Origin of the sequence: Hymenobacter sp. BRD128, from assembly GCF_013256625.1 — a bacterium.
Lineage (GTDB): Bacteria > Bacteroidota > Bacteroidia > Cytophagales > Hymenobacteraceae > Hymenobacter.
This window is the reverse complement of record NZ_CP053908.1, coordinates 1,152,847-1,178,340: the sequence shown is the minus strand read 5'-3', so window position 1 is coordinate 1,178,340 and position 25,494 is coordinate 1,152,847. Positions and strand designations below refer to the sequence as shown.

General features: G+C 63.6%; 26 protein-coding genes. 21 read left to right on the top strand and 5 right to left on the bottom strand.

Translation table 11 applies throughout. The features are described 5' to 3' along the window. Window positions 1-4: 4 nt before the first annotated feature. Both GKZ68_RS05325 and GKZ68_RS05320 read right to left on the bottom strand, forming a co-directional pair. Window positions 5-793, bottom strand: a complete 789-nt coding sequence (locus tag GKZ68_RS05325) for a sialate O-acetylesterase (RefSeq protein WP_217275313.1) — start codon at window positions 791-793, stop codon at window positions 5-7. After that, window positions 709-1,998, bottom strand: a complete 1,290-nt coding sequence (locus GKZ68_RS05320; RefSeq protein WP_173111599.1) for a beta galactosidase jelly roll domain-containing protein — start codon at window positions 1,996-1,998, stop codon at window positions 709-711. The genes GKZ68_RS05325 and GKZ68_RS05320 overlap by 85 nt, the downstream gene beginning before the upstream one ends. 171 nt (window positions 1,999-2,169) lie before the next feature. On the opposite strand from GKZ68_RS05320, the gene GKZ68_RS05315 reads away from it, so the two are divergent. The 9 genes from GKZ68_RS05315 (at window position 2,170) to GKZ68_RS05275 (ending at window position 10,119) form a co-directional block, all read left to right on the top strand. Next, the gene (locus GKZ68_RS05315; RefSeq protein ID WP_173111596.1) at window positions 2,170-3,480 is read left to right on the top strand and encodes a sugar MFS transporter; all 1,311 of its coding nucleotides are present in this window, start codon (window positions 2,170-2,172) and stop codon (window positions 3,478-3,480) included. Window positions 3,481-3,505: 25 nt separating this feature from the next. Next, window positions 3,506-4,525, top strand: a complete 1,020-nt coding sequence (locus tag GKZ68_RS05310) for a glycoside hydrolase family 43 protein (RefSeq protein ID WP_173111593.1) — start codon at window positions 3,506-3,508, stop codon at window positions 4,523-4,525. A 10-nt stretch (window positions 4,526-4,535) separates the two neighbouring features. Then, window positions 4,536-4,919, top strand: coding sequence for a low molecular weight protein tyrosine phosphatase family protein (locus GKZ68_RS05305; RefSeq protein WP_254244173.1), 384 nt, complete (start codon window positions 4,536-4,538; stop codon window positions 4,917-4,919). 27 nt (window positions 4,920-4,946) lie between these two features. Continuing rightward, complete coding sequence (lpxD, locus tag GKZ68_RS05300; RefSeq protein ID WP_173111590.1) at window positions 4,947-5,984, top strand: UDP-3-O-(3-hydroxymyristoyl)glucosamine N-acyltransferase; 1,038 nt, start codon at window positions 4,947-4,949, stop codon at window positions 5,982-5,984. Window positions 5,985-6,141: 157 nt separating this feature from the next. After that, complete coding sequence (locus tag GKZ68_RS05295; protein ID WP_173111587.1) at window positions 6,142-7,539, top strand: bifunctional UDP-3-O-[3-hydroxymyristoyl] N-acetylglucosamine deacetylase/3-hydroxyacyl-ACP dehydratase; 1,398 nt, start codon at window positions 6,142-6,144, stop codon at window positions 7,537-7,539. A 115-nt stretch (window positions 7,540-7,654) separates the two neighbouring features. After that, on the top strand, window positions 7,655-8,461 hold the full coding sequence (gene lpxA, locus GKZ68_RS05290) for an acyl-ACP--UDP-N-acetylglucosamine O-acyltransferase (RefSeq protein WP_173111584.1): 807 nt from the start codon (window positions 7,655-7,657) through the stop codon (window positions 8,459-8,461). Beyond that, the gene (locus GKZ68_RS05285; protein ID WP_173111581.1) at window positions 8,461-9,081 is read left to right on the top strand and encodes an ATP-binding cassette domain-containing protein; all 621 of its coding nucleotides are present in this window, start codon (window positions 8,461-8,463) and stop codon (window positions 9,079-9,081) included. Before lpxA ends, GKZ68_RS05285 begins: the two co-directional genes overlap by 1 nt. A gap of 8 nt (window positions 9,082-9,089) precedes the next feature. Further along, window positions 9,090-9,650, top strand: coding sequence for a Uma2 family endonuclease (locus GKZ68_RS05280; protein ID WP_173111578.1), 561 nt, complete (start codon window positions 9,090-9,092; stop codon window positions 9,648-9,650). Window positions 9,651-9,762: 112 nt separating this feature from the next. After that, window positions 9,763-10,119, top strand: coding sequence for a hypothetical protein (locus GKZ68_RS05275; protein WP_173111576.1), 357 nt, complete (start codon window positions 9,763-9,765; stop codon window positions 10,117-10,119). Between the two features lie 82 nt (window positions 10,120-10,201). On the opposite strand, the gene GKZ68_RS05270 is transcribed toward GKZ68_RS05275, so the two are convergent. From GKZ68_RS05270 to GKZ68_RS05260, 3 genes are all read right to left on the bottom strand, one after another. Further along, window positions 10,202-11,266 (bottom strand): aryl-sulfate sulfotransferase, encoded by a 1,065-nt coding sequence (locus GKZ68_RS05270; RefSeq protein WP_173111573.1) that lies wholly within the window; start codon window positions 11,264-11,266, stop codon window positions 10,202-10,204. Further along, the gene (locus GKZ68_RS05265) at window positions 11,197-11,730 is read right to left on the bottom strand and encodes an aryl-sulfate sulfotransferase N-terminal domain-containing protein (protein ID WP_173111570.1); all 534 of its coding nucleotides are present in this window, start codon (window positions 11,728-11,730) and stop codon (window positions 11,197-11,199) included. The genes GKZ68_RS05270 and GKZ68_RS05265 overlap by 70 nt, the downstream gene beginning before the upstream one ends. 174 nt (window positions 11,731-11,904) lie before the next feature. Then, the gene (locus GKZ68_RS05260; RefSeq protein WP_173111568.1) at window positions 11,905-12,714 is read right to left on the bottom strand and encodes a DUF4197 domain-containing protein; all 810 of its coding nucleotides are present in this window, start codon (window positions 12,712-12,714) and stop codon (window positions 11,905-11,907) included. A gap of 116 nt (window positions 12,715-12,830) precedes the next feature. On the opposite strand from GKZ68_RS05260, the gene GKZ68_RS05255 reads away from it, so the two are divergent. The 12 genes from GKZ68_RS05255 (at window position 12,831) to paaZ (ending at window position 25,419) form a co-directional block, all read left to right on the top strand. After that, window positions 12,831-14,096, top strand: coding sequence for a competence/damage-inducible protein A (locus GKZ68_RS05255; RefSeq protein ID WP_173111566.1), 1,266 nt, complete (start codon window positions 12,831-12,833; stop codon window positions 14,094-14,096). 138 nt (window positions 14,097-14,234) lie between these two features. Continuing rightward, window positions 14,235-15,584, top strand: a complete 1,350-nt coding sequence (locus GKZ68_RS05250) for a phenylacetate--CoA ligase family protein (protein WP_173111562.1) — start codon at window positions 14,235-14,237, stop codon at window positions 15,582-15,584. Between the two features lie 147 nt (window positions 15,585-15,731). After that, entirely contained in the window at window positions 15,732-16,808 is a 1,077-nt protein-coding gene (gene paaE, locus GKZ68_RS05245) for a 1,2-phenylacetyl-CoA epoxidase subunit PaaE (protein ID WP_173111559.1), read from the top strand. Window positions 16,809-16,919: 111 nt separating this feature from the next. Further along, on the top strand, window positions 16,920-17,870 hold the full coding sequence (gene paaA / locus GKZ68_RS05240) for a 1,2-phenylacetyl-CoA epoxidase subunit PaaA (RefSeq protein ID WP_173111556.1): 951 nt from the start codon (window positions 16,920-16,922) through the stop codon (window positions 17,868-17,870). Between the two features lie 64 nt (window positions 17,871-17,934). Next, window positions 17,935-18,222 (top strand): 1,2-phenylacetyl-CoA epoxidase subunit PaaB, encoded by a 288-nt coding sequence (paaB, locus tag GKZ68_RS05235; protein WP_173111554.1) that lies wholly within the window; start codon window positions 17,935-17,937, stop codon window positions 18,220-18,222. An 11-nt stretch (window positions 18,223-18,233) separates the two neighbouring features. Further along, entirely contained in the window at window positions 18,234-19,028 is a 795-nt protein-coding gene (gene paaC / locus GKZ68_RS05230) for a 1,2-phenylacetyl-CoA epoxidase subunit PaaC (protein WP_173111551.1), read from the top strand. After that, a complete protein-coding gene (gene paaD, locus GKZ68_RS05225; RefSeq protein ID WP_173111548.1) occupies window positions 19,022-19,537 on the top strand; it encodes a 1,2-phenylacetyl-CoA epoxidase subunit PaaD in 516 nt (171 codons plus the stop codon). Before paaC ends, paaD begins: the two co-directional genes overlap by 7 nt. An 80-nt stretch (window positions 19,538-19,617) precedes the next feature. Beyond that, the gene (locus GKZ68_RS05220; RefSeq protein WP_173111545.1) at window positions 19,618-20,400 is read left to right on the top strand and encodes an enoyl-CoA hydratase-related protein; all 783 of its coding nucleotides are present in this window, start codon (window positions 19,618-19,620) and stop codon (window positions 20,398-20,400) included. Continuing rightward, a complete protein-coding gene (locus GKZ68_RS05215) occupies window positions 20,401-21,564 on the top strand; it encodes a 3-hydroxyacyl-CoA dehydrogenase NAD-binding domain-containing protein (RefSeq protein WP_173111542.1) in 1,164 nt (387 codons plus the stop codon). Continuing rightward, entirely contained in the window at window positions 21,561-22,001 is a 441-nt protein-coding gene (locus GKZ68_RS05210; RefSeq protein WP_173111539.1) for a PaaI family thioesterase, read from the top strand. Before GKZ68_RS05215 ends, GKZ68_RS05210 begins: the two co-directional genes overlap by 4 nt. A 6-nt stretch (window positions 22,002-22,007) precedes the next feature. Further along, on the top strand, window positions 22,008-23,216 hold the full coding sequence (gene pcaF / locus GKZ68_RS05205) for a 3-oxoadipyl-CoA thiolase (RefSeq protein WP_173111538.1): 1,209 nt from the start codon (window positions 22,008-22,010) through the stop codon (window positions 23,214-23,216). 139 nt (window positions 23,217-23,355) lie between these two features. After that, window positions 23,356-25,419 (top strand): phenylacetic acid degradation bifunctional protein PaaZ, encoded by a 2,064-nt coding sequence (gene paaZ, locus GKZ68_RS05200; protein ID WP_173111535.1) that lies wholly within the window; start codon window positions 23,356-23,358, stop codon window positions 25,417-25,419. Window positions 25,420-25,494: the final 75 nt, after the last annotated feature.

The window sequence follows — 25,494 nt, the reverse complement described above, 5'->3', positions numbered from 1 at the left end:
TACGTTATTTGCGACCAGCCGTACTACCCGGCCAGCTATCGGTGCGGAAAGGCAAGGCCGGCAGGCCTTCGCGGTTGGTGAGGTTGCCACTGGGGTTGTCGGCCCAGTCGTAGCGCACGGCCACGGGCTGGGGCACGGCGGGGTTTTGCACCTCTACCTCGTTGCCCACTAGCTTAGCGGTAGCCCAGTGAAATTTATGGTCGGCACCCGCCACGGCAAAGCCCTGCAAAGCGCCGTCGCCCCGCACCGCCAGGCCGGACCCTAGCTGGGTGAATTTCAGTTTAATGGCTGCCCCAGCCGGGCTCATACCGGCATAAACGGGGCCGCTGTATACCAGCTTGCTAGCGCCATAGGCTATGTGCTCGGCGGCCAGGGCCAGGCGGCGGCCCACCTCTTGCTTGTTGTGGGGGTGAATGTCGGCAGCCTCGCCGATGTCGATGGCGGTGGCCAGCCCCGTGTGCGGCACCTGCAAGGCCAGGGCCTGCGCCTCGCGCAGCTCGGCCCAGGCCGATTCGCCAGGCTCGGGCCGGGCGGCCATGTAGCTGGCCAATTGCACGAATAGAAAAGGCAGCTCGGGCTGGCCGAAGTGGCGCCGCCAGTCGGCAATGAGGGCCGGAAACAGCGTGCGGTACTGCTCGGCGCGGTCGGCGTTGCTCTCCCCCTGGTACCAGATAACTCCTTTGAGGGCATAGGGTTGCAGCGGGGCAATCATGCCATTATACAGCGTGGTGGGCGCGTGCTCGGCCCCACCGGGCGCCGGCGCCGCAGGCTGGTCTTGCGGCAGCAGGCCCACCTGATACTGCCAGGGGCCGGCCAGCGGCAGCGTTTGGCTAGCCCGCGCAGGGCCAGCTCGGCTGGCTCGCCGGTAATACCGCCCCCGCCGCCGGTATCGACCACGCGCACGGCAATGACGTTGCGGCCCGGCCGCAGCAGCCCGGCGGGCACCGGGTAGCTGCGCGGGCGGTCGTAGCCGCTGGCGTAGCCCACGCGCACGCCGTTTACGTAGGTGCTGTCGGCGTCGTCAATCTTGCCCAGCGCTAGCGTGAGCGGCTGGCCGGCCAGGCTAGCGGGCAGGTCGATTTCCTTCCGAAACCACACCACGCCGTCGTAGGTGGCTAGCCCCGGCGAACTTTCCCACGCGCCGGGCACCGGCAGGGTGGGCCAGGCACGGGCGTCGAAGGTGGGCGCGGCCCAGGTCTGGCCACCTGGCAGGTAGCCTTTGTCGTACTGCCGGATGTTGCGCAGCAGCTCGCGCTGCCGGGTTTCGTAGGCGCGCTGGTCGTCGGCGAGGCTGGTGGTTTTGTTGGCGAAGCCGGCTATTTGCGCCCCAAACTCGGGGAAGGTGGCTAGCCCCTCGGCGCTCACCCAGCTTTCGGCGGGCGTGCCGCCCCAGCTGCTCACGAGCAGGCCCAGCGGCACCGGGTATTTTTTGTACAAATCGCGGCCGAAGAAATAGGCCACGGCCGAGAGCTGCGCCACCGTGGCGGGGCTGCACACCTGCCAGCCGCTGCCCGCCACCTCGGCCTGCGGGTGGTAGGCCACGGTTTGAGCAACGGTAAAAAAACGAATATTGGGCCAGTTGGCGGCGGCGATTTCCTGGTCGGCGTGCTGCACCGGCTGGTAGCCGCCGGGGTGGTCCTTCACCGGCATTTGCATGTTCGACTGGCCCGAAGCCAGCCACACGTCGCCCACTAGCACATCCGTCAACGTTATTGTATTCTGCCCTTTTACCGTCACAGTATACGGCCCGCCGGCGGGCGAGGCGGGCAGCGTGGCCTGCCAGCGGCCGCTGCCGTCGGGCAAGCTAGCCGGATAGGTTTTGCCCCGAAACGTGACGCTGACTTTTTCGCCCGGCGCGGCCCAGCCCCACACGGGTACCGGCCGCGCCCGCTGCAACACCATGTGCGAGCCCACCAGCGCCGGCAGGCGCACGGCGGCGTGGGCACGCGACGCGACCAGCAGGAGGCTAGCGGCAAGAATTACGCTTTTACGAAACATAGCTGGGTGGGTAGGGTAATTGTCGGCGCGAAGGTCGGGCTGCCGGACGCATAGTACGCGGCGGCATTTTTTGGCGAATATCGCCGCTAAAACGTTTTTTTCAACCCCCAAGCGTCGCGCCTACGGCTACGGCCAATATCTTCGGGGCTCAATTTCTCCTTTTCCCGCCCTATGGCTGCTCCTATCATCTCTTCGCCGGCCGCCGCTACCGGCCCGGCTTTGTCGGCTGGCCCGGCCCCGCGCTACACCTCGGCCCTGAGCGCCGTCACGACGCTCTTCTTTCTGTGGGGCTTCATCACCTGCCTCAACGATATCCTGATTCCTTACCTCAAGGCCATTTTTCAGCTGTCTTTTGCACAGGCCAACTTCATCAATCTGTGCTTTTTCGGGGCTTATTTTCTGATGAGCATTCCGGCGGGCAAGCTGGTGGCGCGGGTGGGCTACAAGCGCGGCATGCTGCTGGGCTTCGCGGTGGCGGCGGTGGGGGCTTTTCTGTTTTATCCGGCGGCGGCGCAGCGCGTGTACGGGCTGTTTTTGGGGGCGCTGTTCGTGCTGGCCTCGGGCATCACCATTTTGCAGGTGGCGGCCAATCCGTACGTAGCCATTCTGGGGCCGGCGCGGTCGGCCTCGGCGCGCCTCACGCTCACGCAGGCCTTTAACTCGCTCGGTACTTTCCTGGCGCCGCTATTGGGTAGTGCGCTCATTCTGAGCCGCCTGCCCAAGCTCAACACGGCGGCCAGCGCCGCCAGCATCGACGTGACGGCGGTGCAGATGCCTTACCTCATTATCGGCACCGCGCTGCTGCTCATCAGCCTGCTCCTGAGCCGGGTAAACCTACCCCAGATTGTGCCGCCCACCGAAGCCGCCGGCACCACCGTAGATGCCGACTCGACCCGCGCCTGGCACTACCGCAACCTGGTGTTTGGCGTGGTCGGCATTTTTGCCTACGTAGGAGCCGAGGTGTCTATTGGCTCTCACCTCGTTAGCTACCTGGCTCTGCCCGATGTCATGGGCCTCGACCCCAAGTCGGCCGGTGACCGGGTGGCACTGTACTGGGGCGCCGCTATGGTAGGCCGCTTTGCCGGAGCGTATCTGCTCAATAAATTCTCACCGGCCAAGCTCCTGGCTTTTAATGCCGTTTGCGCCGTGGCGCTGGTGCTTATTTCGATTAATACCACGGGTGCTATCGCCATGTGGGCCCTGCTGGCGGTGGGCCTGATGAACTCGATTATGTGGCCCGTCATTTTTCCGCTGGCCCTGGCCGGGCTGGGCCGCCACACCGAAGAAGGCTCGGGCCTGCTGTGCACCGCCGTGGTGGGCGGCGCACTAGTGCCACTGCTGTTTGGGGTAGTGGCCGACCACAGCGGGCTGCGCGCTGCCCTGCTGCTGCCCATGCTCTGCTACGCCTACATCGTGTGGTATGGCCTGCGCGGCAGCCGCCGGCCGGCCGCGGCGGTTACGCCGCCGATGACCTTCGTGTAGCCCTCCGCTAGCCCAGCCCTTGCTTATGTCTTTGAAAAAAGCGCTGCTTTCGCTGGCCGGTGGCCTAGCCTGCCAGGCGGCCCTGGCCCAGCGGCCCGCCCAGCCCGCCGCCCGTGCCGGCAACCCCGTCTTTCCTGGCTGGTACGCCGACCCGGAGGCGGCCATTTTCGGCTCGCAGTACTGGATTTACCCCACCTACTCGGCGCCGTTTAACGAGCAGGTGTACCTCGACGCCTTCTCCTCGCCCGACCTGGTGCACTGGACCAAGCACCCGCGCATCATCGACACGGCGGCCGTGAAGTGGGCACACCGCGCCCTGTGGGCGCCCGCCATCGTGGCCAAGGGTGGCAAGTACTACCTCTTTTTCGGGGCTAATGACTATCACCCCGAGAAGCCCAACGAGCCGCCGGGCGGCATCGGCGTGGCGGTGGCTGACCAGCCGGCCGGGCCCTTCAAAGACCTGCTGGGGCACCCGCTGGTGGGCACCATCGAAAACGGCGCCCAGCCCATCGACCAGTTCGTATTCAGGGACGGCGATGGCAAGTATTACCTCCTTTACGGCGGCTGGCAGCACTGCAACATCGCCCAGCTCAAGGACGATTTTACCGGCTTCGTGCCCTTCCCGGATGGCACCACGTTCAAGTCAATTACCCCCGAGAAGTATGTTGAAGGGCCGCTGATGTTCCGGCGCCAGGGCAAGTACTACTTCATGTGGAGCGAGGGCGGCTGGACCGGCCCCGACTACTCGGTGGCCTACGCCGTGGGCAGCTCGCCGTTTGGCCCGTTTCGGCGGGAAGGCAAGATTTTGCAGCAGGACCTGAAGGTGGGCACCGGTGCCGGCCACCACTCCATCCTCAACGTGCCGGGCACCGACCGCTGGTACATCGTGTACCACCGCCACCCGCTCGGCGACCCCGACGGCAACCACCGCGTGGTGTGCATCGACGAGCTGCATTTTGACAAGCAGGGCCACATTCTGCCCGTTAAAATCACGACTCAGGGCGTGGCTGCCCAGCCACTTAAGCCTGCAGCAACTAGTCGCTAGCCCTTATTTTTTGCTTATCGAAAATTTGCCCGCGCACTCACCTGCCGCGCCCCGCCAGCTCCTGTTCGTTTGTAGCCAGAACCGCTGGCGCAGCCTCACCGCCGAGGGGCTTTTTGCCGACCATCCGCACCTGCTGGCCCGCTCGGCGGGCACCGAGCCGGGGGCACGGGTGCGGGTGGCGGCCGGCCACCTGGGCTGGGCCGACGTCATCCTCGTGATGGAGAAAAAGCACGCTGACCGTCTGCGCGCCAAATTTGGGCCCGCGCTGCGCGGCAAGCCCATCGTGAACCTGCGCATTCTCGATGACTATTGCTTTGCAGACCCGGCGCTAGTGGCCCTGCTGCACGAGCGGCTAGCCGCCTATTTTGGCCAGCCGCTGGCCGCTATCCGGTAAGCGCCCGGCCCGTACTTTTGCCGGCCTATGAAGTTCACCGTTGGTCAGATTGCCCAGGTGGTGGGCGGCGCCGTGGAAGGCGACGCCGAAGCCACCGTATCGAGCCTGGCAAAGATTGAAGAAGCCGGGCCCGGCGCGCTCGCATTCCTGGCAAATGCCAAGTACGAGCAGTTTTTGTACACCACCCGCGCTACGGCCGTGATTGTCAGCCCCGAGCTGCCACTGCGCCAAGCCGTGGCCGCTAGCCTCATCCGGGTGGCCGACCCCTACTCGGCCTTCACTAAGCTGCTCGAGTTTTATGCGCAGGCCACGCGCATGGGCAAGCGCGGCGTCGAGCAGCCCAGCTTTCTGGGCGAAAGCTCGACCATCGGGCCGGGCCACTACCGGGGCGCGTTTTCCTACGTGGGCGAGCATTGCGTCATTGGCGAGAACGTGCTCATTTTTCCGCACGCTTACATCGGCGACCGGGTGCGCGTCGGGGCTAATTCTATTATCCACGCCGGGGCTAAGATTTACGCCGACACCGTTATTGGCCAGCGCTGCGTCATCAAGGCGGGCGCGGTAGTGGGTACCGATGGCTTCGGCTTCGCGCCCCAGGCTGACGGCTCGTACAAGGCCATTCCGCAGATTGGCAACGTGGTGCTCGAAGACGACGTGAGCATCGGCGCCAATGCCACCGTGGACTGCGCCACCATGGGCAGCACGCTCATTCGCCAGGGCACCAAAATCGATAACCTCGTGCAGATTGCCCACAATGTGGAAGTGGGCCAGCACACCGTTATCGCGGCCCAAACTGGTGTTTCGGGCTCGGCTAAGGTGGGCGACTACTGCGTGCTGGCCGGGCAGGTGGGCATTGTGGGCCACATTGCCCTCGCCAACCGCACCACCATCACGGCCCAGAGCGGCGTGCAGAAATCAACCAAAGAAGGCCAGGTGCTGCAAGGCTACCCGGCCTTTGGCCTGAAGGATAGCCAGCGGGCCACGGCCGTGTACCGACGCCTGCCCGAGCTGGAGCGCCGCCTCGTGGCACTCGAAAAAAGCCAGCCAGCGCCGGATAAGTCTTAGCTTTGCACCGGCTTAGTTGTCAGTTGCTAGTTGTCAGTTGTTAGTTACCCGTTGTCAGTAGGACTAGAATAGGCTTAAACTACCTGTTTTTCAGCCGACTACTCACTCGACGCTCACTCGCCTGACAACCGACAACTAACAACTGACAACTCGAAAAATGAACGATAAACAACACACTATCAAGGCCCCCGTGACGGTGCGGGGCATCGGGCTGCATACCGGCGCCGAGGCTACCATGACCTTCTGCCCCGCCCCGGTGGGCCACGGCTACAAGTTTCAGCGCGTCGATTTGCCCGGCCAGCCCCTCGTGGATGCCGACGTTGACAACGTGGTGGACCTCTCGCGCGGCACCACTATCGAGCAAAACGGCGCCCGCATTAATACCGTGGAGCACACGCTGGCCGCCCTGGTGGGCCTGCAGCTCGACAACGTGCTCATTCAGCTCAGCGGCCCCGAGCCGCCCATCATGGACGGCTCGTCGTTTGAGTTTATTAAGGCCCTGAACGAAGTGGGCTTTGAGGAGCAGAACGCGCTGCGCAACTACTACGAGATTCCGGATACCATCCGCTACATCGACAACGCGCGGGGCGTGGAAATCGCGGCCCTGCCGCTGGCCGATTACCGCCTCACGGTGATGGTCGACTACAACTCGCCGGTGCTGGGCTCGCAGCACGCCACGCTCACCGACATCAAGCAGTTTAGCGACGAGATTTCCAGCTCGCGCACCTTCTGCTTTCTGCACGAGCTGGAGCACTTGTACAAGTCGAACCTCATCAAGGGCGGCGATTTGAGCAATGCCATCGTGGTGGTAGACCGCGTGGTGAGCGAAGACGAGCTGGATGAGCTGGCCGCCATGCTGGGCAAGCCCAAGGTATCGGTGAAGAAGGAGGGCATTTTGAACAACGTGGACCTGCGCCACAAAAACGAGCCGGCCCGCCACAAGCTGCTCGACCTCGTGGGCGACCTCGCCCTGGTGGGCCGCCCGCTGAAGGGCCAGATTCTGGCCGCCAGGCCCGGCCACGCCGCCAATGTGGCCTTCGCCAAGCGCATCAAAAAGAAGATGCTGGAGGACCGCACCAGCGCCGTGCCGGTGTATGACCCTAGCCGCGAGCCGGTGATGGACATCAACCGCATTATGCAGGTGCTGCCCCACCGCTACCCCTTCCTGCTGCTCGACAAGGTGATTCACCTCGACGCGCAGATGGTGACGGCCGTCAAAAACATCACCATGAACGAGCCTTTCTTTCAGGGCCACTTCCCCGGCAACCCGGTGATGCCCGGCGTGCTCCAGATTGAGGCGATGGCCCAGACCGGCGGCATCTTGGTGATGAACACCGTGCCCGACCCGGAGAACTATTGGCAGTACTTCCTGGGTATTGAGAATGCGCGCTTCCGCAAGAAGGTGCTGCCCGGCGACACCGTCATTTTTCACTGCCAGCTCACGGCGCCCATCAAGCGCGGCATTGCCAAGATGAAAGGCCAGGCCTTCGTAAATGGTAAAGTGGTGTGCGACGCCGAGATGAGCGCCGCCATTGTGCGCAAAGACAACGTCTGATTTCAATTATCAGTGCGCAATGAACAATTAGCAATGCTGGCTAGCTGGTGCTACCTCGTTGCTGATTGCCAGTTGGGCAGTGATAATTGTTCATTGATAACTGATAATTGAAAAAATGCTTTCTCCCCTCGCCCATATCCACCCCGCCGCCCGGCTAGCCCCGGGAGTTACCGTCGAGCCGTTTACTACTATTTACGGCGACGTGGAGATTGGCGAAAACACCTGGATTGGGCCCAACGTGACCATTATGGACGGGGCGCGCATCGGCGCCAACTGCCAGATTTTTCCGGGCGCGGTGGTGTCGGGCATCCCGCAGGATTTGAAGTTTGCCGGCGAAGTGACGACCGCCCACATCGGCGACTACACCGTGCTGCGCGAGTGCGTGACCGTGAACCGCGGCACCGTGGACCGGGGCCGCACGGTGGTGGGCAGCCACTGCCTGCTGCAAGCCTACGTGCACATTGCGCACGACTGCATTCTGGGCGACCACATCGTGATTTCGAATGCCACCCAGATGGCGGGCCACGTGCAGGTGGGCGACTGGGCTATTATTGGCGGCACCTCGGCTATTCATCAATTCACCAACATCGGGGCGCACGCCTTTATCGCGGGCGGCTCGCTGGTGCGCAAGGATGTGCCGCCCTTCGTAAAGGCCGCCCGCGAGCCGCTCACCTACGCCGGGGTCAATTCGGTGGGGCTGCGCCGCCGGGGCTTTAGCGAGGAGCAGGTCAACGGCATTCACGAGATGTACCGCACGCTGTACCTCAGCGGCCTGCCCATGACCGAGTCGCTGAGCCGCATCGAAGTGGAGCTGCCGCCCTCGCCCGAGCGCGACGAGGTGACGCAGTTTGTGCGCTCGGCCGCGCGCGGCATTATCAAAGGGCCTAGCCGCGGCAGCGTGGCCGAAGAAGGCGCCGACTAATGCGGCTCGATGCCCAAAACCTGGGTCGCCGCTACGGCCGCCAATGGATTTTCCGGCAGCTCAGCCACGATTTTCAGCCCGGCACGGCCACGGCCATCCTTGGCCCCAACGGCGCGGGCAAAAGCACGCTGCTCAGCATTCTGGCCGGGCAGCTATTGCCGAGTGAAGGCCAGGTTGCGTACTCGCTGGCCGGGCAGCCACTGCCCGTGGCGGAGGTGCCGCGCCTGCTGGCTTACTGCGCGCCTTATCTGGAGCTGCCCGAAGACTTTACCCTGCTGGAGCTGCTGGCCTTTCACACCCGGCTCAAGCCGCTGCGACCGGGGGTGTCAATCACCGATTTGGTAGACATCATGTACCTGCGCAAGGCGCGGCACCAGGCGGTGCGCACGTTTTCGTCGGGCATGAAGCAGCGCCTCAAGCTGGGGCTGGCCCTTTATGCCGCCGCGCCGCTGCTGCTGCTCGACGAGCCCACCACCAACCTCGACGCCCAGGGCGCGGCCTGGTACCTGGAGCACGTGGTGCGGGTGCGCGACCCTAGCCGGCTGGTAGTAGTATCGTCCAACGTGCCGGCCGAGTATGGCTTTTGCGACGCCCAGGTGCGCATTACCGATTTTCAATAGCTTGCGCCATGCTTAGCGACGCTGAAAAAAACTACCTGGCGGCCGAGCGGCTAGCCCCGGGCCGCCGCGAATACCTCGACGGCCACATTTTTCCGCTGCCCGAGCCCACGCCCGCGCATACCCTCATTGCCGAGAATACGGCGCTGCTGCTGGCTAGCCAGGTAGCGGGCCGCGGCTGGGCGGTGCTCGGCAGCGAGACTCGCCTGCACGCGCTGGGCGCCGGGCTTTTTACTTATCCCGATGTGGCGCTGGTGTGCGGCAAGGTGCTGCGGCTGGCCGATGGCTACCGCGATACGCTGCTCAACCCGACGGTGCTGGTGAAGGTGCTGCCCCACCCCATGCCGCCGCATTTTCAGGAAGTATTTGAGGCGTATTACGCTATTCCGACGGTGCAGCACGTGGTGCTGATAACGGAGTTTGCGGCGCGGGTGTCGCTGGGCTCGCGCACCGAGGAGGGCGGGCTTGACGTGCAAGGCTTTACCGGGCTGGCGGCCGGGCTATCCATTCCTGATTTAGACCTGATGCTGCCGCTGGCTGAAATCTACCACGGCGTGGCGCTGCGGGCCTAGCCGCTTATTTTTAGGGCGGGCGGGCGTAAGGTCCCAACCCATTTCGGCCCCTTCCGTATCTTCGCCCTACGCTCCAAAATCTCATTTTCTACCCTCTACTGCCCTCTTTGCTATGCGACAGTACGATAACCTGGACGACGACGACCTCGACGACGACGACAATCTGGACACCTTCGCCCGCACGGGCGGCGCCAAAACCCGCGGCACAGGCGAAGACCAGCTTTCGGCCAAATACGCCGACTACCTGATGTGGCGCGACACCGGCTCCTCGCACGACGAGGCGCTCGACCTGGCTTCCATGACGGAAGAAGAATTTACGACCGCCGAAGCGGCCGAAGACCCCGACGGCAGCAGCGGCCTGGGCCGCCTCGACGATGAGGACGACCTCGACGCCGATGAGGACGACGACGACTTTGGCGGCGGCTCGCGCAGCCGGGGCCGGGGCGACGACTACGACAGCGACTACTAGACTACCCAAACTTACTCCTAGCAAAAGAGCCTTGCCAGTGCTGGCAAGGCTCTTTTGCGTTTTTACTGCTGGCTAGCCCGGCTCAGGGGTAAAGCCCCATGCGCTGCGAGCGGTGAAAGCCCCAGCCGTTGGCCGCACTCAAGCTCAGCTCGAGCAGCGGCTGCTTGGTGGCGTAGTCTAGCTCGATGATTTTACCCCCGGTGCCCGTGGTATTGGGCACCTCGTAGCCGGGGCAAAACATAATGTGCTTGACGGCCGGCAGGTACTGCACCTTCGACACGATAGACGAATAGGTATCGGCCCCGCGGGCCGCCCCGTAGGTCCAGATTTGGCGCACGGTGCGGGCCACGGGGTCGATGCGATACTCCACGGCCCGGCTGTAGTGCGTGGTGGCTGTGCGCATGAAATTGCGGTTGGTCCCGTTATCAAACAGCAGCAGGTCGCCATTAGGCATCAGCTGGATGGAATGCTGGTACCAGCTCCACTCAAAATCGGGGTGGTTGGCCGAGCCGGCCACCACGGCCGTATCGGCAATGGCCGCGCCGCTGGCGTCGAGGGGCGTCAATAGCTGCTGACGCAGGTCCTGCCCCAGGTTATTGGGACCCCAGCCCCGGTGCGGCGCCAGCAGCCACTTTACCTGGTTGTCGTAGGTGAGCTTGGCCACGCCCTGGTAGCGGCCCGACACGATAATGGTGTTGTCGCTAGGGTCATAGAGCAAGGCATTGACGTGAATCCAGTCGTTGGGGTCGGTTTCCAGGGCGTGGCGATTTTCATTGAAGGTCTGCTTGAGGTCCCACGCGTGCACGAGCTGGTTGGCGTGGCGGTCCACCTCCACCACGTAGTCTTCCATCGTGGGCGAGCCGTCGGGGTGGGTGCTGCCGACTTTATTCACCGACACCAGGAAATTGCCATCGGGCTTCTCATACATTTCGTGGTGAAAGGTGTAGCCCGGCAAATCCCAGCGGTTGATAATCGTACCATACACATCCACCTCGTACAAGCGGCTGGTCGTTTTGTCGCCGAAGTAGTAGTTACCATTTTGCAGCCGGTTGATACCGCAGTCGTAGAACAGCTGCGCTAGCTCGGGACTGCTGGAATAGTCGAGCAGCCAGCGAATTTCGCCGTAATTGTCGAGAATGAGCGGCATGTGCGGGTTGACGGCGCTGAAATTACTGACCAGCGAAAAGTCGCCCCCCAGTCCGCTGGGGGCGTCCCCTCGGCCACGCTGACGGTGGGCATATTGGCCGGCAGGGGGCCCGTCTGAATGGTGAGCGTCGTATCGGCTAGGGTCTGGCCGGCGGGGTTCACCAGCTGCACATCCACGGAGTTAGCATAGTTGGCATACAATCCCAGAATAGGTACCGTGTGGGTAGTGCCCTCATCGCTGAACTGCTGCACCACGTCGGAGGCTGCGCCGTGGCGGCCGTGAATTACCAGGCGCACGCGCCCGCTCATAGGCGCCTGAAAGGCGAGGCGCGCCGAAAGCGGCGCGTAGCCCGAAGGGTTGAGTACGAGCGTGCCCGCGCCCATCGCTAGCCGCACGGGCGTGGCGACCGTCGGTGCTGGCGCTTCGTCTATGTGGCAGCCAGCAGCCAGTAGCAGCAAGCTCATCTTTAATAAAGATGTAAACTTCATGAAAGCAGCAGATTAAGGTGTGGTATTCACCTTTGAGCTGACTGCCGGCCGAAGGTTTAAGGCTGGATGCGCACGAATAAAAAGCCCCGGTAGCGGGGCTACCGGGGCAAACTTCACTATCAGACAGTTAAGCCCGCATGAACTGGCCAATTATTTTCCGCCGAATACGCGCTTGAGCAAGGCGGTGGACTGCGCGGCCGGGTTTTGGCGAATTTTGGCCTCCTGCTGGGCTAGCAAGATGAACAGGCCATCGACGGTTTCCTTGGTCACGTAGTCGGTGAGGTTGGTGCTGGCCGGCGTCATGAGCGGAATCTTGTTGTAGCGCTCAATGAGCTTGGCGTAGGCCGCGTTGGCCCCCACTTGGTCGAGGCTCTGCACGATGCTCGGGCGCAGGGCGGCGTTGAGGGCGGCTTCCGAGTTTTTGCGCAGCAGCTGGGTGGCGGCGTCTTTGCTGCCGCTGGTCACGAGTGAGAGCGCATCGCTGAGCGTGAGCTGCTGCAAGGCATTCAGAAAAATGGCCTTGGCGGCGGGCGAGGCCGCTTCGGCGGCGCGGTTCATCAGGCTGGTGGCCTGCTCTACGGCCTGCTTGCCCAGCGGCAGCGCCCCGAGCGTGGTGGCCACCAGCTGCGCATCGGGCGGAAACTGAATGCGGATATCATCATTCAGGTTGAAGCCATCGGGCTCGGAAGCAAAGCCCACGGCTTTGGTAATGCCGGTGGTGAGGGCTTCGCGCAGGCCGCTGGCAGCCTCGGCCTCGGTGAGTGGGGCCACGGGCGCGGGGGCCGGGGTGGCGGCCGCCGTGGGTTTAATAGTCGTGGTGGTTTTCTTGGCGGGCGTGGCGGCTTTTACCGGCGCTTTCTTCACGACGGTGGTTTTCCTGGTAGTCGTGGCTTTTTTGGTAGTCTGGGCCAGGGCCGGGGCGGCGCTGCACAGGGCCAGCGCCAGAAGTAGATTTTTCATCGGGCAAAAAAGAAAAAAGGGGAGGCGCAAAACCCGACGGCTCGTATAGCTGTCCTGCAAGCACCCCGCCGCAAAGGTCTTTACAAAACCTTGCCAAACTATTCTATTGCTTTTCGATGGACGTTGAAATTATGACAATCGGCGACGAGCTGCTCTACGGGCAGGTCGTGGATACCAACTCGGCCTTCATGGGCCAGCAGCTAGGCCGGCTAGGCCTGCGCGTGCGCCAGATAACGAGCGTGAGCGACCGCGCCGATGAGATAGTGGCCGCCCTCGACCAGGCCCGCCAGCGCGCCAAAGTCATCCTGACGACCGGCGGCCTCGGCCCCACCAAAGACGACCTGACCAAGCACGTGCTAGCCCGCTACTTTGGCCGCGAGCTGGTGGAGCATGCGCCCACGCTGCGCCACGTGGAGGAAATTTTCCGGCGTTTCAACCGGCCGATGCTCGACGTGAACCGCCAGCAGGCCATGGTGCCCGAAGGCACCGAGGTGCTGCACAACGCCGTGGGCACCGCGCCCGGCATGTGGATTGAGGATGGCGGCACAGTGTTTATCAGCATGCCCGGCGTGCCTTTCGAGATGAAGCGCCTGATGACGGACCAGGTGCTGCCCAAGCTGCAAGAGAAGTTTCAACTAGCCCCCATCGAGCACGTGGTGGTGATGACCGCCGGCCTGGGCGAGTCGTTTCTGGCCGAGAAAATTAAAGACTGGGAAAATGCCCTGCCGCCCAACGTAAAACTGGCCTACCTGCCCAGCCTGGGCAGCGTGCGCCTGCGCCTCACCGGCACCGCCGATGGCCAAGCCGACCTGCGCGGCCGCATGCTAGCCCTGCTGCCCGCCCTGCGCGAGCGCATCGGCGAGTACATTTTTGCTGAGGAAGACTCGCCGCTCGAAGTGGTGATTGGCCAACTCCTAAAAGCCAAGAACTGGCAGCTCGGCACCGCCGAGAGCTGCACCGGCGGCGCCGTGGCCCAGCGCATTACCAGCGTGCCCGGCAGTTCGGCCTACTTCCGGGGCAGCGTGGTAGCCTACGATAACGACCTCAAGGAAAGCCTGCTGGGCGTAAACGCGGAAACCCTGGGCCAGCACGGCGCCGTGAGCGAGCCCACCGTGCGCGAGATGGCCGAGGGCGCCCGCGCCCGCCTGGGCTGCGATGTAGCTCTGGCCACCAGCGGCATTGCCGGCCCCGGCGGCGGCACGCCCCTTAAGCCGGTGGGCACCATCTGCATTGCCTGCGCCACCCCGGCCGGCACCGTGAGCCGGCAAATTAACATCGACCGTGGCCGCCAGACGAATATTGAGTATACCACGCAGGCCGTGCTGATTTTGCTGTGGCAGCAGCTGGCCGGGCACAAGGAAGCGGAACTGTTGAAGATATAGAGTATTGCGCCAGGCTAGCCGGGCCGGAGGCTATTTACCCTACCGGTTGGCTAGCTTGTATTTTTTGCACTGGGCAACAACAAACGTTTGTTAGTTTTGCGGCGTTAATCTGGCTACCACTCCCACCCCAGCCCCGCCATGCTCTTCAATCCTGATATCGAACAGCTGCCGCTGCCTAAGCTGCGCGCCCTGCAAAATACCCGCCTCAAGGAGCAGGTGGCCTACCTGCATGAGCGCGTGCCGTTCTACCAGCGCAAGTTTGCCGAGGCGGGTATCAACCCCGCCACGTTTCGCGGGCTGGAAGACTTAACTAAGCTGGGCTTTATCAAGAAGGCCGATTTTCGGGATAATTATCCTTTCGGCCTTTTCGCAGTGCCCGAAACGGAGGTGGCGCGGCTGCACTGCTCCAGCGGCACCACGGGCAAGGCCACGGTGGTCGGCTACACGGCCGGCGACCTCGCTATTTTTTCCGAAGTAGTGGCCCGCTCGCTGGTAGCCGCCGGCTGCCGGCCGGGCATGAAAGTGCAGAATGCCTATGGCTACGGCCTTTTTACGGGCGGGCTGGGCCTGCACTACGGCGCCGAGCGGCTGGGCCTCACGGTCATTCCGGTATCGGGCGGCAGCACCGACCGGCAGCTGCAATTGCTCCAGGATTTTCGGCCCGAAATCATTTGCGCCACGCCCTCCTACGCCCAGGTTTTAGCCGAGGAAATACAGCGGCGCGGCATCGCCCCGGAGGCTATCAACCTGCAGCTAGCCGTGCTCGGGGCCGAGCCCTGGAGCGAGGCCATCCGGACGCAGGTGCAGGACGGCCTGCGCGTGGCCGCCACCAATATCTACGGCCTGAGCGAAATCCTCGGCCCCGGCATTTCGCAGGAAGACGTGGACGAGCGCGGCACTGGCAGCTACATCTGGGAAGACCACTTTTACCCCGAAGTAGTGGACAAAGACACCGGCGAGCCCGTGCCCGAGGGCGAGCTGGGCGTACTGGTTTTCAGCACGCTGACTAAAAAGGCCATGCCCATCTTGCGCTACTGGACGGGCGACATCACCAACATCTACTACGACCACTCGGTGAAGCGCACCCACGTGAAAATGGGCCCGATTAGGGGTCGGGCCGACGATATGCTCATCATTCGCGGGGTCAATTTTTTCCCTACGCAGGTCGAGGATATTATCAGCGGGCTAGCCCACGCGAGTACTTACTACCAGGTAGTAGCCACCCGGCGCGGCAGCCTCGACGAGGTAGAGGTGAACGTGGAAGTGGCCGGGCCCTTACTACGCGAACTGGGGCTAGCCACGGCCCCGCTCACCGCCGAGCACGTGCAGCAGCACGACAGCCTGCGCCAGCTTCAGGGCCAGTTTGCCAAGAAAATTAAGGATAACATTGGCTTGACCATGCGCGTGAACCTGCTGGGCAGCGGCCAGCTACCGCGCAGCGAGGGCGGCAAGCTGAACCGCGTGCAGGACCTGCGCGAGCTGAAGTAAATAGAATGAGGCAGTCCTAAAATAACGTCTGTCATGCTGACGAAGGAAGCATCTTGTCAGGGCAGCAATACGAGTAAGAGCTGCGCATTCGCACAAACCTGACAAGATGCTTCCTTCGTCAGCATGACAGACGTTATTTGCAAGTAAATGAGCCGGTTCCATTCCTTAAAAATCAAGAGCATCACCCGCGAAACGCCCGACTGCGTGTCGCTGACCTTCGAGGTGCCGGCCGCGCTGCGCGAAACCTTCCGCTACCAGCCGGGCCAGTACCTGACGCTGCGCCGCGAGCACGGGGGCGAGGAGCTGCGCCGCAGCTACTCGATTTCCAGCAGCCCGCTCGATGACGAATGGCGCGTGGCCATTAAGAAAGTGCCCGGTGGCCGCTTCTCGACCCTAGCCGTGGACGACGGGCTGCGCCCCGGCGACGTGCTCGATGTGCTGCCGCCGCAGGGGCGCTTCACGCCCACCCTGCACCCTAGCCAGGCCAAGCGCTACGCGCTGTTTGCGGCCGGCAGCGGCATCACGCCCATCCTGAGCATTGCGCGCACGGTGCTGCTCACCGAGCCGGGCAGCCACGTGTATTTGGTGTACGGCAACCGGGGGCGCAACTCGATTATTTTCAAGGAACAGCTTGAAGGTCTGAAGAATAAATTCCTGGGCCGGTTGAGCGTGTACCACATTCTGAGCCGCGAGCAGGGCGAGAGCGACCTGTTTTACGGCCGCATCGACCAAGCCAAAACCGCGCAGCTGCTGCGCCAGCTCATCCCGGCCGCTAGCCTCGACGAAGCGTTTATCTGCGGCCCCGAAGAGATGATACACGGCGTGCGCCAGGCGCTGACCGAAGCCGGCGTGGCACCGGCGAAAATTCACTTCGAGCTGTTTGCCTCGGCCGGCGGCGCTGGTAAAGCGGCCGCCCCACCCCGCCCGCTGGGCGAAGACGACCAGAAAAGCCAGGTGACCGTGCGCCTCGACGGCCGCGCCTACCGCCTCGATATGTCGTACTACGGCGATACGGTGCTCGATGCCGCCCTGGCCGCCGGCATCGACGCGCCCTACTCGTGCAAAAACGGCATGTGCAGCACCTGCCTGGGCCGCGTTACCGGGGGTACCGCCGCAATGGACGTAAACTACTCGCTCTCAGAAGCCGAAACAGCCAAAGGCTACGTCCTCACCTGCCAGGCCCGGCCCACGTCGCCGGAAGTGACGGTAGATTTTGACCAGTAAAAATACTCGCTCGTCAGGCCGACGCAGGCAGCATGACGGGAAATCAGAAAGAAGTTTTCCTTACTTTTGCTTTACCTAAAACTAACACTTGTTAGTTTTCGTTGTCTGCCCATGGAACCGCTAGCCCTCTCTCCCGAAGAACAGTTTCAGGCGCGCATCGACGCCGACCTCCGCATCGAGCCCAAAGACTGGATGCCCGAGGCGTACCGCAAAACGCTCATCCGCCAGATTTCGCAGCACGCGCACTCCGAGCTGGTGGGCATGCTGCCCGAAGGCAACTGGATAACGCGGGCGCCCTCGCTCAAGCGCAAGGCCATCTTGCTGGCCAAGGTGCAGGACGAGGCGGGCCACGGCCTCTACCTCTACAGCGCCGCCGAAACGCTGGGCACCTCGCGCGAGCAGATGCTGGCCGACCTGCACTCGGGCAAGGCCAAGTACAGCAGCATTTTTAATTACCCCACCCTGAGCTGGGCCGACATGGGCTGCGTGGGCTGGCTCGTGGACGGCGCCGCCATCCTCAACCAGGTGCCGCTGTGCCGCACTTCGTATGGCCCCTACGCCCGCGCCATGGTGCGCGTGTGCAAGGAGGAAAGCTTTCACCAGCGCCAGGGCTTCGAGATTATGCAGACCCTCTGCGAGGGCGCGCCGGTGCAAAAGGAGATGGCTCAGGAAGCCCTTAACCGCTGGTGGTGGCCCACGCTGATGATGTTTGGCCCCAAAGACTCAGAATCACCTAATACTGAGCAGAGTATGAAGTGGCGCATCAAGCGCTTCACCAACGACGAGCTGCGCCAGAAATTCGTAGATATGATGGTGCCCCAGGCCGAGTTTCTGGGTTTGACCGTGCCCGACGAGAAAGTAAACTGGAACGCGGCGCGCCAGGCCTACGACTTTGGCGAGGTAAACTGGGACGAGTTTTGGGCGGTGGTAAAAGGCAACGGCCTCTGCAACCACGAGCGCCTGCAAGCCCGCGTGCAGGCCCACGAGGAAGGCGCCTGGGTGCGCGAGGCCGCCCTGGCCCACGCCGCCAAGCGCAGAACCCGCGAAGCCGCAGCGGCTTAATAACCAATGAACCTAGCGGGGTGCCTGAGGTGCCCCGCTAGGTTTGCCAGAAAGTAAATCACCAATGAATAACTCCGAATGGCCTCTGTGGGAAGTCTTTATCCGCAGCAAGCAGGGGCTCGACCACAAGCATGTGGGTAGCCTGCACGCCGCCGACGCGGCAATGGCCATGCAAAACGCCCGCGACGTGTACACCCGCCGCCTCGAAGGCGTGAGCATCTGGGTAGTCGAATCGACTCACATCCACGCCTCTAACCCCGACGAGGCGGCCGAGTTTTTCGACCCGGCCAGCGATAAAGTGTACCGGCACCCTACGTTTTACAACGTGCCGGACTCCATCAAACACATGTAAACCTGCGGCTTATGCTTCCCACCCAGCCTGAACTAACCGCCGCCCCTACCGCCACCGCCAGCCCGCTGTTTCCGTTCGTGTTGCAGCTGGCCGACGCCAGCCTCATTCTGGCGCATCGCCTCTCGGAGTGGTGCGGCCACGGACCCGTGCTGGAGCAGGATTTGGCGCTGGCCAACATCGCCCTCGACCTGCTGGGCGAGGCCCGCAGCTACTACCAGTACGCCGCTGAGCTGGAGGGCCGGGGCCGCACCGAAGACGACCTGGCCTACCTGCGCCCGGCCGTGGAGTACCGCAACCCGCTGCTGGTCGAGCAGCCCAACGGCGACTTTGCCCACACCATCGTGCGGCAGTTTCTGTTCGATAATTTTCATTATCAACTCCTTAAAGGCCTGCAGGCAGGCCCCGACGTCCGGCTGGCCGCCATCGCCGAAAAATCGGTTAAGGAAGCCGCTTACCACCTCAAATGGAGCTCGGAGTGGCTAATTCGCCTCGGCGACGGCACGCCCGAAAGCCAGCAGCGGCTCAATAAGGCGATTGCCACGCTCTGGCGCTTCGCGGGCGAGCTGACGACGCCCACGGCCACCGAAACGGCTTTGCAGGAAATCGGCCTCGTGCCTGATTACGCCGCGCTGCTGCCCGCCATGCAGGCCCATACCGCGCACGTGCTGGCCGAAGCCACGGTGCCACCGCCTGCTACTCCCTTCCCGCAGCTAGGCGGCAAAACGGGCCGCCACTCCGAGCATCTCGGCTACCTGCTCGCCGAATTGCAGTACCTCCAACGCACCTACCCCGGCCTGACGTGGTAACCGACTCTGCCCCAGCCCCCACGGAAGCCCGCATCTGGCAATTGCTGGAAGAGGTGAGCGACCCCGAAGTGCCGGTGCTCAGCATCCTGGACCTGGGCATTGTGCGTGCCGTGGCGGTGGAGGGCGGGCACGTCACGGTTACCATCACGCCCACGTATTCGGGCTGCCCGGCCATGAGCGCCATCGCCACCGACATCCGGCTGCGGCTGCTGGCCGAGGGCTACAACAACCTAACCATTAAGAACCAGCTCAGCCCCGCCTGGACCACCGACTGGATGAGCGCGGCCGGCCGCGCCAAGCTGGAAGAGTACGGCATTGCGCCGCCTATCGACGGCACAGCCACCGGCCACGTCCTCAACCTGTTTGGCCAGGATACGGCCGTGCGCTGCCCGCGCTGCAAGTCGGCGCACACGCATTTGGTGAGTCAATTCGGCTCCACGGCCTGTAAGGCGCTGTATCAGTGCGACGACTGCCGCGAGCCGTTCGATTATTTCAAATGTCACGCCTAGTTAACCTCGCCCCCTAGCCCACTCTCCAAAAAAGTGGGGGGCTAGGGGGTGAGGTGCTCCCCTTACTACTCCTCCCTCCCATGTCTGACACCGCCCTGCAGTTCACCCTCGCCGATGGGGTGGCTACCATCCGCCTCAACCGCCCCGACGTTTTCAACAGCATCAACAAACCGCTGGCGCTAGCCTTGCAGCAGCGGCTGCGCGAGTGCCAGGCCGCTGCCAGCGTGCGGGCCGTGGTGCTCACGGGTACCGGCCGCGCCTTCTGCGCCGGGCAGGACCTAGCCGAGATAACGGGGCCGAATGCGCCCGACGTGTCGGAGATTGTGGAAAAGCACTACAACCCGATTGTCTTGCTCATCAGGGAGTTGGAGAAACCCGTAATTGCCGCCGTGAACGGCGTGGCAGCCGGCGCGGGCGCCAACCTGGCCCTGGCCTGCGACCTGGTAGTGGCCAAGGAGTCGGCAGCCTTCATCCAAGCTTTCAGCAAGATAGGCCTGGTCCCCGACAGCGGCGGCACCTACTTCCTGCCCCGCCTCGTGGGGTTGCAGCGCGCTAGCGCGCTGATGCTCACCGGCGATAAGGTGAGCGCGACCGAAGCCGTGCAGATGGGTATGATTTACAAGGCCTTCGCCGACGAAGCTTTCGACCAGGAAGTGGCGGCGCTAGCCCGTAAAATGGCCAGCCTGCCCACCAAGGGCCTGGCCTATACCAAGCAGCTGCTCAATAGCTCTTTTGGCAACGACGTGGCCCAGCAGCTGCGCGCCGAGGGCGACTACCAGCTGCGGGCCGGCCACACCACCGATTACCGCGAGGGCGTAGCGGCGTTTCTGGAAAAGCGCCAACCTACCTTCACCGGTCAATAAATGATAACCATCGGAATCATCGGCAGCGGCGCGATGGGCGCGGGCATTGCGCAGGTAGTAGCCACGGCGGGCCACCAGGTGCGCCTGCTCGACCAGAACGCCGCGGCCCTCTCCAACGCCACGGCTAGCATCGGCGCCAGCCTGCACAAGCTGGCCGAAAAAGGCAAGCTGACCACCGAAGCGGCCGAAGCAGCCATTGCCCGGCTGCACCCCACGGCCAGCATGGCCGCCTTTGCCGATTGCGGCCTGGTTATCGAAGCCATTGTGGAAGACCTGGCCGTGAAGCAGCAGGCTTTCAAGCAGGTAGAAGCCATAGTATCGGCCGGCTGCGTGCTGGCCAGCAATACCTCGTCGCTCTCCATTACCTCCATCGCGGCGGCCTGCCAGCGGCCCGAGCGCTTTGTCGGCATTCATTTTTTCAACCCGGCGCCGCTCATGCAGCTGGTCGAGATTATTCCGGCCGTGCAAACCCGCGCCGGGCTAGCCAACGAGATAAGAGACCTGGTAGCCGGCTGGGGCAAGCGCCCGGTGCTGGCCCAGGATACGCCCGGCTTCATCGTGAACCGCGTGGCGAGGCCTTTCTACGGCGAGGCCATCCGGATTCTGGAGGAGGGCATCGCCGACATTGCCACCATCGACTGGGCGCTGACCGAGCTGGGCGGCTTCCGCATGGGGCCGTTTGCGCTGATGGACTTTATCGGCCACGACGTTAATTACCGGGTTACCGAATCGGTATTTACGGCCTTTTTCTACGACCCGCGCTACCGGCCGTCGTTCACCCAGCGGCGCCTGTTTGAGGCCGGTTACTACGGGCGCAAGGCTGGGCGCGGCTTCTACGACTACGCGCCGGGGGCTAGCCAGCCCGCGCCCACCCGCGACCCCGCGCTGGGCCAGCGCATTGTGCAGCGGGTAGTGGCCATGCTCATCAACGAGGCGGCCGAGGCGCTGCACCTGCGCGTGGCCTCGGCCGCCGACCTGGAGCTAGCCATGACTACCGGCGTCAACTACCCCCAGGGCCTGCTGGCCTGGGCCGACGAGCTGGGCCCGGCCCAGGTGCTGGCTACCCTCGACGGCCTCTACCACGACTACCACGAGGACCGCTACCGCGCCAGCGTGCTGCTGCGCCGGCTAGCCACCGCCCACCAGCTATTTCTTTCCGCATGAGTGCTTCCGAAAACCCGGCTACCCAGCCCCACTACGCTGTGCAACAGTGGCTTACTGCCCGCGACCCGTTCAGCGCGTGGCTTGGGGTCATCGTGGAGGAAGTGCGGCCCGGCTACTGCCGCCTACGCCTGCCGGTGCGCCCCGAAATGCTCAACGGCTTCGGCATGGTGCACGGCGGCGTCACGTTTGCGGCGGCCGACACGGCGTTTTCCATCGCCTGCAATACCCACGGCCGCCAGAGCGTGGGCCTCACCGTCACCATCGACTACCTGGAAGCCGGCCAGCCCGGCGATACCATCACGGTAGAGGCCACGGAGGCCAGCCTCAAGCACCGCGTGGGCGTGTACGAGGTCAATATTCGCAATCAGAATGGCCTGCGGCTGGCTCTTTTCAAGGGCACGGCCTACCGCACGAGCCACGAGAACACCGCCGCTTAGTTTAGTATGCATCAGGCTTATATCATCGATGGCGTGCGCACGCCCATCGGCAATTTTGGTGGCACGCTCGCCGTTGTACGCCCCGACGACCTCGCGGCCCACGTCATTCGCGCGCTGCTGGCCCGCCAGCCCGGCACCGACCCGGCCGCCGTGGCCGACGTCATCCTGGGCTGCGCCAACCAGGCCGGCGAAGACAACCGCAACGTGGCCCGCATGGCCGCGCTGCTGGCCGGCCTGCCCCATTCGGTGCCCGGCGAAACCCTGAACCGCCTGTGTGCCAGTGGCCTGTCGGCGGGCATCGCGGCGGCCCGCGCCATTCGCAGCGGCGATGGCGACCTCTTTGTAGCCGGCGGCGTCGAGAGCATGACCCGTGCCCCCTTCGTCATGTCGAAGCCTTCCAAGGCGTTTGGTACCGACTCGCAGCTGGCCGATTCGAGCTTTGGCTGGCGCTTCATCAACCCCCTGATGGCTAGCCAGTACGGCACCGATGCGATGGGCGAAACCGCCGAAAACCTGGTGGACCAGTACGGTATCAGCCGCGACGACCAGGACAAATTTGCCCTGGCCTCGCAGCAAAAAGCCGCCGCGGCCCAGCGCCGCGGCCGGCTAGCCCAGGAAATCGCGCCCGTACCCATCCCGCAGCGCAAGGGCGAGCCGGTGCTGTTTGACGAAGACGAATTTCTCAAGCCCGACACCTCGCTGGAAGGGCTAGCCAAGCTACGCCCCGCCTTCCGCAAAACCGGTGGTACCGTCACGGCCGGTAACGCCTCGGGCCTCAATGACGGCGCGGCTGCCCTGCTGCTAGCCTCCGAAGCCGGCATCCGGCAGCACAGCCTCACGCCCAAAGCCCGCATTGTGAGCATGGGCGTGGCCGGCGTAGAGCCGCGCCTCATGGGTATCGGCCCGGTACCGGCTAGCCACCTGGCGCTCAAAAAGGCCGGTCTCACGCTAAATGACATCGATATTATCGAGCTGAATGAGGCCTTTGCGGCGCAGTCGCTGGCCTGCATCCGGGCCTTCGGCCTGGCCGACAATGACCCACGCCTCAACCCCAACGGCGGCGCCATTGCGCTGGGCCACCCGCTGGGCATGAGCGGCGCCCGCCTGCTGAACACGGCCGCCCTGGAGCTGCACGCGCAGCAAAAGCGCTACGCGCTGGTTACGATGTGCATCGGTGTCGGCCAGGGCTACGCCGTGATTATTGAGCGCGTGTAATTGAACTGTCATGCCGAGCGAAGCGAAGCATCTTGCGTGCTGGCGCCACAATGACTAACCCAACGAAGCGAGCGGGATGCTTTGCTTCGCTCGGCATGACGGTTATCATTTATTCTGATTTTAACAACCCCACCCTGCCATGCCGCCCACCCTCGAAAACTACACCCTTGGCCGCTGGACGCCCGGCGGCTCCGACCCGCACGAGCTACTCGACGCCAGCACCGGCGAGGTCATCGCGCTGGCCAATACCGAAGGCTTCGACTTCGCCGCCATTCTCGATTACGGCCGGCGCGTGGGCAACCCTGCCCTGCGCCGCATGACTTTCCACGAGCGTGGCCGGATGCTCAAGGCGCTGGCCTTCCACTTACAGGAGAAAAAGGAGATTTTCTACGAGTTGAGCTACCGCTCGGGTGCCACCCGCGCCGACTCGTGGATTGACATCGAGGGCGGCATCGGCAATTTATTTGCCAACGCCTCGCTGCGGCGCAAGTTTCCCGACAAGCCGTTTTACGTGGAGGGCGAGCCGGTGGGCCTGAGCAAGGGCGGCACCTTCATGGCCCAGCACCTGCTGGTGCCCCGCGAGGGCGTGGCCGTGCACATCAACGCCTACAACTTCCCCATTTGGGGCATGCTGGAGAAAATCGCGGTAAACCTATTGGCCGGTATGCCCGCCGTGGTGAAGCCGGCCGTGCCCTCGGCCTATCTCACCGAGGCCGTAGTACGCGAGATTATTGCCTCGGGCATCCTGCCGGCCGGCGCCTTGCAGTTGGTGGTAGGCTCGGGCCAGGGCATTCTGGACCACGTGACGTACCAGGACGTGGTCACGTTTACTGGCTCGGCCGCCACGGGTGCCAGGCTGCGCGCCCATCCGCGTATCATCAGCGAGGCGGTGCCCTTTACCCTGGAGGCCGACTCGCTTAATGCCGCCGTACTAGGCCCCGACGCCACGCCCGGCACGCCCGAGTTTGACCTCTTCATCAAGGAAGTGCGCAAGGAGATGACGGCCAAATGCGGGCAGAAATGTACCGCCATCCGCCGCGCCATCGTGCCCGCCAGCCTGCTCGAAGATGTGCAGATTGCCTTAGGCAAAGCCTTGGCCCAGACCACCATCGGCCACCCGCAGGCCGAGGGCGTGCGCATGGGGGCCCTCGCCGGCCGCGCGCAGGCCGAGCGCCTGCGTGAGCAGGTGCGCCAGCTGGCCAAAACCACGCCCATCGTGTACGGCGACCTAGATAACGTGGAAATCCTGGGTAAGGAGCGCGGCGCCGACGCGGCCAAGGGCGCGTTTATTTCGCCCATCGTGCTGCGCAACGACCACCCCTTCCAGCACCTCGACAGCCACGAGCTAGAAGCCTTCGGCCCGGTCGTGACGCTCATGCCCTACCACGATTTAGGCGAAGCGGTAAAGCTCGCCAACCTTGGCAAGGGCTCCTTGGTGTGTTCGCTGGCTACCAACGACCCGCGCACGGCCCAGGAGTTTGTGCTGGGCGCAGCCACCCACCACGGCCGCATTCTGGTGCTCAACGGCGAGATGGCCAAAGAAAGCACCGGCCACGGCTCGCCCCTACCTATGCTCGTACACGGCGGCCCCGGCCGGGCCGGCGGCGGCCAGGAAATGGGCGGCATCCGGGGCGTTGAGCACTTCATGCAGCGCGTGGCCTTGCAGGGCTCGCCGAGCATGCTCACGGCCATCACGGAGGTGTATCAGACGGGCGCCAAGACCGTGGAGTACGACAAGCACCCTTTCCAGCGCTATTTCGAGGAGCTGGAAATCGGCGAAACCTACACCACCCACCGGCACACCGTGACGGAGGCCGACATCAGTGCCTTCGCTGGTATTTCGGGCGATAATTTTTACGCCCACGTCGATGCTACCTCCTTGGAAGGCACGCTCTTCACTGGCCGCGTGGCCCACGGCTACTACGTGCTTAGTAAGGCCGCCGGCATGTTCGTGGACCCGCGCAAAGGCCCGGTTTTGCTCAACTACGGCCTCGACGAGTGCCGCTTCACCAAGCCCGTGTACCCCGGCACCACCATCGGCGTCAAGCTGACAGTGAAGGAGAAAATCGGCCAGGAAAAGCGCGACGAAACCGACATCGCCAAGGGCATCGTGCGCTGGCTCGTGACCGTGACCGACGAAACCGGCGACACGGTGGCTGTGGCTACGATTTTAACGATGGTGAAAAAGAAAAACCAGGAGTAGTCTTCGCTTCAATCCAATATAGAACGTCACGCTGAGCTTGCCGAAGCATCTCTCTCGCACGATACCCTAGTGGCG

Coding starts and splice junctions, on each gene's coding strand:
- GKZ68_RS05280 (WP_173111578.1), top strand. CDS start 9,090: ATGCTTAGCGACGCTGAAAAAAACTACCTGGCGGCCGAGCGGCTAGCC.
- GKZ68_RS05310 (WP_173111593.1), top strand. CDS start 3,506: ATGTCTTTGAAAAAAGCGCTGCTTTCGCTGGCCGGTGGCCTAGCCTGC.
- GKZ68_RS05260 (WP_173111568.1), bottom strand. CDS start 12,714: ATGAAAAATCTACTTCTGGCGCTGGCCCTGTGCAGCGCCGCCCCGGCC.
- lpxD (WP_173111590.1), top strand. CDS start 4,947: ATGAAGTTCACCGTTGGTCAGATTGCCCAGGTGGTGGGCGGCGCCGTG.
- paaZ (WP_173111535.1), top strand. CDS start 23,356: ATGCCGCCCACCCTCGAAAACTACACCCTTGGCCGCTGGACGCCCGGC.
- paaC (WP_173111551.1), top strand. CDS start 18,234: ATGCTTCCCACCCAGCCTGAACTAACCGCCGCCCCTACCGCCACCGCC.
- lpxA (WP_173111584.1), top strand. CDS start 7,655: ATGCTTTCTCCCCTCGCCCATATCCACCCCGCCGCCCGGCTAGCCCCG.
- GKZ68_RS05320 (WP_173111599.1), bottom strand. CDS start 1,998: ATGTTTCGTAAAAGCGTAATTCTTGCCGCTAGCCTCCTGCTGGTCGCG.
- GKZ68_RS05295 (WP_173111587.1), top strand. CDS start 6,142: ATGAACGATAAACAACACACTATCAAGGCCCCCGTGACGGTGCGGGGC.
- paaA (WP_173111556.1), top strand. CDS start 16,920: ATGGAACCGCTAGCCCTCTCTCCCGAAGAACAGTTTCAGGCGCGCATC.
- GKZ68_RS05315 (WP_173111596.1), top strand. CDS start 2,170: ATGGCTGCTCCTATCATCTCTTCGCCGGCCGCCGCTACCGGCCCGGCT.
- GKZ68_RS05285 (WP_173111581.1), top strand. CDS start 8,461: ATGCGGCTCGATGCCCAAAACCTGGGTCGCCGCTACGGCCGCCAATGG.
- GKZ68_RS05250 (WP_173111562.1), top strand. CDS start 14,235: ATGCTCTTCAATCCTGATATCGAACAGCTGCCGCTGCCTAAGCTGCGC.
- GKZ68_RS05275 (WP_173111576.1), top strand. CDS start 9,763: ATGCGACAGTACGATAACCTGGACGACGACGACCTCGACGACGACGAC.
- GKZ68_RS05220 (WP_173111545.1), top strand. CDS start 19,618: ATGTCTGACACCGCCCTGCAGTTCACCCTCGCCGATGGGGTGGCTACC.
- pcaF (WP_173111538.1), top strand. CDS start 22,008: ATGCATCAGGCTTATATCATCGATGGCGTGCGCACGCCCATCGGCAAT.
- paaB (WP_173111554.1), top strand. CDS start 17,935: ATGAATAACTCCGAATGGCCTCTGTGGGAAGTCTTTATCCGCAGCAAG.
- GKZ68_RS05210 (WP_173111539.1), top strand. CDS start 21,561: ATGAGTGCTTCCGAAAACCCGGCTACCCAGCCCCACTACGCTGTGCAA.
- GKZ68_RS05270 (WP_173111573.1), bottom strand. CDS start 11,266: ATGCCGCTCATTCTCGACAATTACGGCGAAATTCGCTGGCTGCTCGAC.
- GKZ68_RS05265 (WP_173111570.1), bottom strand. CDS start 11,730: ATGAGCTTGCTGCTACTGGCTGCTGGCTGCCACATAGACGAAGCGCCA.
- GKZ68_RS05255 (WP_173111566.1), top strand. CDS start 12,831: ATGGACGTTGAAATTATGACAATCGGCGACGAGCTGCTCTACGGGCAG.
- paaE (WP_173111559.1), top strand. CDS start 15,732: ATGAGCCGGTTCCATTCCTTAAAAATCAAGAGCATCACCCGCGAAACG.
- GKZ68_RS05215 (WP_173111542.1), top strand. CDS start 20,401: ATGATAACCATCGGAATCATCGGCAGCGGCGCGATGGGCGCGGGCATT.